This is a genomic window from Peptoniphilus sp. oral taxon 386 str. F0131 (assembly GCF_000090945.1).
In the GTDB taxonomy this organism is placed as follows: domain Bacteria; phylum Bacillota; class Clostridia; order Tissierellales; family Peptoniphilaceae; genus Anaerosphaera; species Anaerosphaera mikwangii.
The window spans coordinates 1374544-1381956 of record NZ_GL349422.1; the positions used below are offsets into that span (position 1 = coordinate 1374544).

5 protein-coding genes and 2 pseudogenes are annotated in these 7413 nt (G+C 33.0%); 1 reads left to right on the forward strand and 6 read right to left on the reverse strand.

Going from position 1 to position 7413, the window contains the following annotated elements:
* The first annotated feature begins 133 nt into the window (after positions 1-133).
* Complete coding sequence (locus HMPREF0629_RS06545; RefSeq protein ID WP_009222545.1) at positions 134-1813, forward strand: M3 family oligoendopeptidase; 1680 nt, start codon at positions 134-136, stop codon at positions 1811-1813.
* A 28-nt stretch (positions 1814-1841) separates the two neighbouring features.
* On the opposite strand, the gene secA is transcribed toward HMPREF0629_RS06545, so the two are convergent.
* From secA to HMPREF0629_RS08150, 6 genes and pseudogenes are all read right to left on the reverse strand, one after another.
* A complete protein-coding gene (secA, locus tag HMPREF0629_RS06550) occupies positions 1842-4580 on the reverse strand; it encodes a preprotein translocase subunit SecA (RefSeq protein ID WP_009222546.1) in 2739 nt (912 codons plus the stop codon).
* 549 nt (positions 4581-5129) lie between these two features.
* Positions 5130-5351, reverse strand: coding sequence for a hypothetical protein (locus tag HMPREF0629_RS06555; RefSeq protein WP_009222547.1), 222 nt, complete (start codon positions 5349-5351; stop codon positions 5130-5132).
* Positions 5348-6100: pseudogene (locus HMPREF0629_RS06560) on the reverse strand (replication initiator protein A). Before HMPREF0629_RS06560 ends, HMPREF0629_RS06555 begins: the two are co-directional and overlap by 4 nt.
* A 115-nt stretch (positions 6101-6215) precedes the next feature.
* Positions 6216-6452, reverse strand: coding sequence for a DUF3784 domain-containing protein (locus tag HMPREF0629_RS06565; protein ID WP_369688057.1), 237 nt, complete (start codon positions 6450-6452; stop codon positions 6216-6218).
* A gap of 19 nt (positions 6453-6471) precedes the next feature.
* The gene (locus HMPREF0629_RS06570) at positions 6472-7008 is read right to left on the reverse strand and encodes a GNAT family N-acetyltransferase (protein WP_039856743.1); all 537 of its coding nucleotides are present in this window, start codon (positions 7006-7008) and stop codon (positions 6472-6474) included.
* Positions 7009-7036: 28 nt separating this feature from the next.
* A pseudogene (locus tag HMPREF0629_RS08150) lies at positions 7037-7318 on the reverse strand (CD1845 family protein).
* Between the last annotated feature and the right edge of the window lie 95 nt (positions 7319-7413).

Here is a 7413-nt window from a genome sequence, read left to right on the forward strand (position 1 = left end):
TTTAATTTGATGATATATTGATTTAATGGATGATTTATCGCATTTAATTAAACAAGTTTTTATTATTGTTTTACTTGCAATTAACTGCTTATAAGAGTTATACTTTAATTAATAATTTCAAAGGAGGTTATATATGAAATTTAAAGATATGCCGTATGTAAGACCTGATATAAATAAAGTTAAAGCTTATTTTAATAACGTTAAAGAAAATCTAAATAAGGCAAACTCTGCGGATGAACAAATTAAAATTATTGAAGAATTTGCAGAATTTAAAAAGGATTTAGAAACCACATTTTCTATCGCATCTGTAAGACATACAATTGATACTCTTGATGAATTTTATGAAGCGGAAAATTCTTTTTTTGATGAAAACACTCCTATTTTTGAAACTCTTAACACAGAAGTTTCAAAGGCAATTTTTAATTCAAAATTTAGAAGTGAACTTGAAAAACATTTTGGAAAACACTATTTTAATCTCTTAGAGTGTAATCTTGTATTAAATGATGCTGCCATTCCATTTATGCAAAAAGAAAATGAGTTGATTACAAAATATAATAAAATTATAGCAAATTCAAAAATTGAATTTAGAGGAAATATTTATACCATAACTCAAATGCCGCCTTTTTTACAAGATCCGGACAGAGAACTGAGAAGAGAAGCATATAAAGCAAAAAATGCTTTTTTTGAAAAACATCAAGAAGAATTTGATTCAATCTTTGATGAACTTGTAAAGGTTCGTACAGATATGGCTCACACTCTTGGATATGAAAACTATGTAGAGCTTCAATATAAGCTGTTGAAGAGAACCGATTATGATCATAAAGATGTTGCAAAATATAGAGAAAAACTTTTAAAATCTTTTACTCCTTTAGCAGTCTCAATTAGAAAATCTCAAGCTGAAAGACTTGGAATAGAAGATTTCAAATATTTTGATATTGCATGTGACTTTATAGACGGAAATTCAAATCCGAATGGAGATTGTGATTTCATAGTTAAAAATGCTCAAAAAATGTATCGGGAATTAAGTCCCGAAACAGGAAAATTTTTCGATTTTATGGTTGAAAATGAACTTATGGATTTAGTTGCAAAGCCTAAAAAACGTGCAGGAGGATATTGTACAAGCTTTGATAAATATAAATCACCTTTTATATTTTCAAACTTCAACGGAACAAGAGGAGATATTGATGTAATAACTCACGAGGCAGGTCACGCTTTTCAAAATTTTATGTCTCAATATCAACTTCTTCCTGAATATATTTGGCCAACTTATGAAGCTTGTGAAATTCATTCAATGAGTATGGAATTTTTAACTTGGCCTTGGATGAATGCATTCTTCGGAAAAGATGCCAATAAATTTAGATATTCCGCATTAAAGAGCGCTTTACTGTTTATACCTTATGGAGCTACAATAGATCATTTCCAACATTTTGTATATGAAAATCCGAATGCAACTCCAAAAGAAAGAAGACAAAAATATCATGAATTGGAACTTATGTACACTCCTGATTTAGACTATGATGATGACTATTTAAATCAAGGAACTTACTGGTTCGGTCAAGCTCACGTATTCAACTCTCCTTTCTACTATATTGACTATACCTTAGCTCAAGTTTGTGCTTTTCAATATCTTTTAAAATATATTAACTATCCTAAAAAGACATTGGATGAATATATTACTCTTTGTAAAGCCGGAGGTTCCGATTCGTTCTTTAACCTCATGAAAATAGGAAATCTTGAAAATCCTATGACTACCTATGTTATTGAAAAAATCACTCCAAGACTTGAAGAAGTTTTAAATTCAATTGAAATATAAAAAAAGCTCCTTATTAGGAGCTTTTCTTTTATTCATTTCGTCCGCAACAATTTTTATATTTCTTTCCACTTCCGCATGGACACGGATCATTTCTTCCGACTTTTTTAGTCTTTCTTACAAAAGGCTTTTTCTTTCCGTCATCAGGATTTACAGTTTCAACCTCTTTTGCAACTCTAACCCTTTGTACCCTCTCCGGATTTACCACATGGAACAACATTTTTACTGTATCTTCCTTTATGGACTCATTCATTTCTTCAAACATGTCAAAACCTTCTTGTCCATATGCTCTTACCGGATCAACTTGACCTACCGCTCTAAGTCCTATACCTTTTCTAAGTTGATCCATTGCATCTATATGATCCATCCATTTTTGGTCAACTACTTGAAGAAGTACAACTCTTTCCACTTCTCTAAATCTTTCGTCACCAAATTCTTCTTCCTTTTGTGTATATTTTTCTCTTGCAAGAGTATTAAATCTTTCAATTACTTGTTCTACTGTCGAATTATTCAAATCTGCCAAGAATCCTTCATCAAATCCGAATTCTCTCACTCCAAATCCAACTAAACCTTCAAAATCAAGATGTCTATTTCCTGTTTCATCTACCTTATTATAGAAATCAACATTCTTTTCAATTACATCATCAACCATAAGTGCAATGTCATCTTTAAGATTTTCACCTTGAAGAACTCTTCTTCTTTCCCTATATATTACTTCTCTTTGTTTATTCATGACATCGTCATATTGTAAAACATGTTTACGAATTGAAAAATTGTTACCTTCAACTTTTCTCTGTGCCGACTCTATCAATCTTGTAAGAATTCCGGCTTCGATAGGTTCATCTTCAGGCGCATCTATCTTTTCCATAGTATCCTTAAATCTATCTCCCGCAAACAATCTTATAAGATCATCATCGCCGGATATATAAAATCTTGTAGAGCCCGGGTCTCCTTGACGACCTGAACGTCCACGCAACTGATTATCTATACGACGTGATTCGTGTCTTTCAGTTCCTATAATATGAAGTCCGCCGGCATTCGCAACTTCTTGTGCTTCTTTGTCAGTTTCAACTTTAAATTTCTTTACAAGTTCTTGATACTGTCTTCTTGCCTCAACTATAACTTCATCAGATGTTTCGTTAAATGAATCTACCTGTTCAAGAATTTCATCTTCCATTCCATGCTTTTTAAGTTCAACCTTTGCCATGTATTCAGGATTACCGCCAAGTACAATATCGGTACCACGTCCTGCCATATTTGTGGCAATTGTAACTGCCCCAAAACGTCCGGCTTGAGCAACAATTTCAGATTCCTGTTCATGCTTTTTAGCATTTAATACATTGTGTTTAATTCCTGCTCTCTTTAAATATTTTGAAAGTTCTTCAGATTTTTCAATTGATATAGTTCCGACAAGAACCGGTTGCCCTTTTTCATGTGCAACTTGTATATCTCTTACTACCGCTCTGAACTTTGCATCTTCATTCTTATAAATTGAATCATTGTTATCTTCTCTTGCTATCGGTTTGTTTGTCGGTATTTCAACAACGTCTATATGATAAATATCTCTAAATTCGGATTCTTCTGTCATCGCAGTTCCTGTCATACCTGCAAGCTTAGAATACATTCTGAAATAATTTTGGAATGTAATTGTAGCAAGTGTTTTAGATTCAGCCTTAACTTCCAAACCTTCTTTAGCCTCTATTGCCTGGTGTAGTCCCTCTGAATATCTACGTCCATACATCAAACGGCCCGTAAATTCATCTACAATTATAATTTCTCCATCATTTACGACATAGTCTATATCTCTCTTCATATTTCCTACTGCCTTCAATGCTTGATTTATATGATGAGAAATTTCCATATTTTCAAGATCTGACAAGTTGTCAATATTAAAATATCTTTCCGCCTTTGCGATACCTTTATCTGTAAGTGTAGAAGTTTTATCCTTTTCACTTATTACAAAATCAACAGTTTCTTCCTCAAACTCTCTGTTAAATCTCTCAAAGTTTGACTCATCCTCTGTCTTTATTCTACGAGTTAACGTATTTACAAAATTGTTTGCTCTTATATATAAATCTGTAGACTCATCTCCCTGACCTGAAATTATAAGCGGAGTTCTTGCCTCGTCAATTAATATTGAGTCAACCTCATCTACTATACAATAATTAAGCTCTCTTTGAACCATCTCTTCTTTGTAAATAACCATATTATCTCTTAGATAGTCAAATCCGAATTCATTATTTGTTCCATAAGTAATATCCGCATTATATGCAACCTTTCTCTCTTCAGGTTTCATATCGTGAACAATACAACCGACAGTAAGTCCTAAAAATTGATATACTTTACCCATCCACTGCTTATCACGGCTTGCAAGATAATCATTTACCGTTACAATATGAACGCCCTTACCGCTAAGCGCATTTAAGTATGCGGGAAGTGTCGCTACAAGAGTCTTACCTTCCCCTGTTTTCATTTCAGCAATACGTCCTTGGTGAAGTATAATACCACCTATTACCTGTACTCTGAAGTGCTTCATTCCAAGTACTCTCCATGCCGCCTCTCTCATTACCGCAAATGCTTCCGGCAACATTTCATCTAATGACTCTCCGTTGTTATATCTATTTTTGAATTCCTGTGTCTTAGCTTTAAGTTCTTCATCAGACAATTTTTCCATACTTGCTTCAAGGTTCATTACCTTATTTACCAGTGGTTCTATTTTTTTTATTTCTCTATCACTATAGGAGCCAAAAAGTTTCTCCAAAAAACTCATTTTACCACCCTTTCTTTACCTAAATTAATATTTTATCACGTAATTTATATAAGTTCAATTACAAGAAATATTTACATAATTAACCGAAATATATTATATACTCAAATAGTTAAAAAATACAGCTTTTTTATAGGATTTTTGCCATTTTTTATATTAATTATCAAATATTAATATAAATTTGAATTGAATATAAAATTATCATCCGATTTATAAAATAGACGAGTTAATTATACAGGTAATAACAAGACTGCTGATGGCATCGTGAAAAATCTATTGGAGTTGAAAGATACAACTGTTGTTTCAATTACACATAGCATGAGTAAAAATATGAAACGATATGACAATATACTTGTTATAAAAAATGGAAACATTGTATAAACAAACAGCTTTGATGAGCTTATGAATCATGATGGTCATTTTAAATTGTCACATAATTTTTCAAATTAAATAGTACAAAAAAATAAAAAGGCTAAAGCCTTTTTACTTTTTAACCATGCTTGTTATTCCAGAAGTGATAGAAAATCTTTAAAATGACATTTTTATACTATTCTACACATCTGTTTCTCTTCGCTTCTGCTTTTCCAGTCTTTCCCTGTCGCATTTGCAGTTATTCTTAAAGATAAATTTCATATCCATAAGGCTTCTAACCTCACCGCCTTTTCTTTCGTGGCAAGTTTTACAATAGGCGTGTCCGTCTTTCATATATTTCGTTTCAGGATCGAAGCTATATCTAACGCCCTTGATTAAAATCTCAGCCAATTCTTTCATCATAAATAATCTCCCATCTCATAATCTTCTAAGCTGTATGACTTAGCTTTGTTTGTTTGCTTAATGCTTCCTCTGTCTTTATAGAACCAGGAAAGAATAGTTGCTTTGTGGTCTTTGTAAGTCTTTCCTGTACTTTGAATGTAGGTTGAAAGCCTTTCAATGTAATTATCAAAAAGACTTTGCAGTATCTCTTTTAAGTCCATTACTTCATCCTCTGTTAAAAAGACATTTTGAAATGTTCCATAGGCTACTTTTCCTAAACTCATATCAGGATTACTATATTCAGTATTATTTATATTAAGATTACTTCCGTGTACATTCTTCATTTCTTGAGATGTAGTTTCTACACTTCTGGAGTGTAAATTCTTCACTTCTGAAGTGTAATTTTTACACTCGGAGCGAAATACGCTCATAAAGTCTCTAACATAGATGATATTTGGCTTTCCAAAACCTCGTTTCTTTCTTTCGATAAGTCCTATACCTCCCGAGGTGTTATCAAGCTCGTTAAGGATTTTGACTGCCGTCTTATTAGATCTTCCTAAAGTCTCCATAATCTCTTCCACAGTGAAAATGATATACTCTGTTTTCTTCATCGAGCCATTTATTCCTAAAAGACAAGCTTGTTCGCTCCAAAAGGCAAGAATATAAAATCTTTGCGTTCGAGGATAAGTTCTTAAACGTCTCATCAGTTACAAGGGTTTTCGGCAGCATATACGCTCTCCGTCTCTGTTATAGAAATGGTCAAATTCCACTTTTGCACCTCTTCTCTTTTTAATTTTGAGCAAAAAAAGGCGATAGATATTTTACATTCTATCGCCCCATATCTTCAATATTTAATTTTATTCAGCTCGACAAGCTGGGAGTTATTTACTTTATTATGATTACGCAAATGCCAATTAGAGCTAATACGATTCCCAATACAAATTCTATTAGACCCACCTTTTTTGCATACGATTCTGTTTTTCTTCCGTTTTTATAATCTTCTTCGAAACCATTGATTAGATTATACTTCTTTTGAAAATGAATCTCATATCCAAACATAATAAATGCAACACCGATCGTTATTAGTATTATCTTTAAGATAGTCATTAAGCACCCCTCCATTGCAACTCCAACTTCTAATTTAATCTATTCTTTTTTCAAACCGAAACATTCCATCTGGAAATTGCTCATCAAATTCCTTAACATCCGCTTCTGGCTCATTTGGGTCAGGATGAAATTTATTAAAAAATTCAACAATATGAAACCCACATCTATTTACATAAAAATGTATATTACGCTGCTCAAAGTATGGTGTTATAGTCTCCCAAATTTTGACTTCTGGATGTAACTTTTCAATTTGACACCACGCAGCAGATCCAACTCCCTTACCGTGAGCATCTGGGGAAACGAATAGCAGGTCTAAACTTCCTTTTTCTCCATCAACTTTAATTACAGCACCGCCAACTTTTTTCTCTTCAAGAATAATACGATAAGCCTTTCCGTGGTCAATGGACTGTTCGATGGTCTCTCGTGAAATGATTTGACCATCTTCTTCAAAGTGGTTATCTCTACAACCAAACTCCTCCAAAGCCCCGTAGTTAAAAGCTTCTTGATTATCCAAAATAAACTGCTCTCGGTCATCTTCTTCCATCAAACATAACTGTATATCTTTTTCCATTTCAACACACCTACAACTTCTAATTTGTCTACACCGCTTTAATCTTCTCATTTATTAATTCAATAAAAGCTATCACAGTCGCTCCTATCATCGGGAGACCATAAGGACTAAATAGGAAACCGATGACTAAGCCCGATATACCTATTCCGACTTCTCCTTGAATGAAAGAAGCTAATGCTCCAAATATGCAGAACAACATAACGATATACAAAAGTGCCGTTCATATACCAAGCAAGAATTTCAGAAAAGCTGTCAAAATTCGTAAGATAAGGCGAATCGGAAATAAGATAATTTTTAATATCCATTGCATACACTACCTCTTTTTCTCTTCGGCTTATGTGCTGCTTGCAACCATTATTTTTAGTAGATATTGGCTTTAAACAACACATAAAACACCAATTTCTT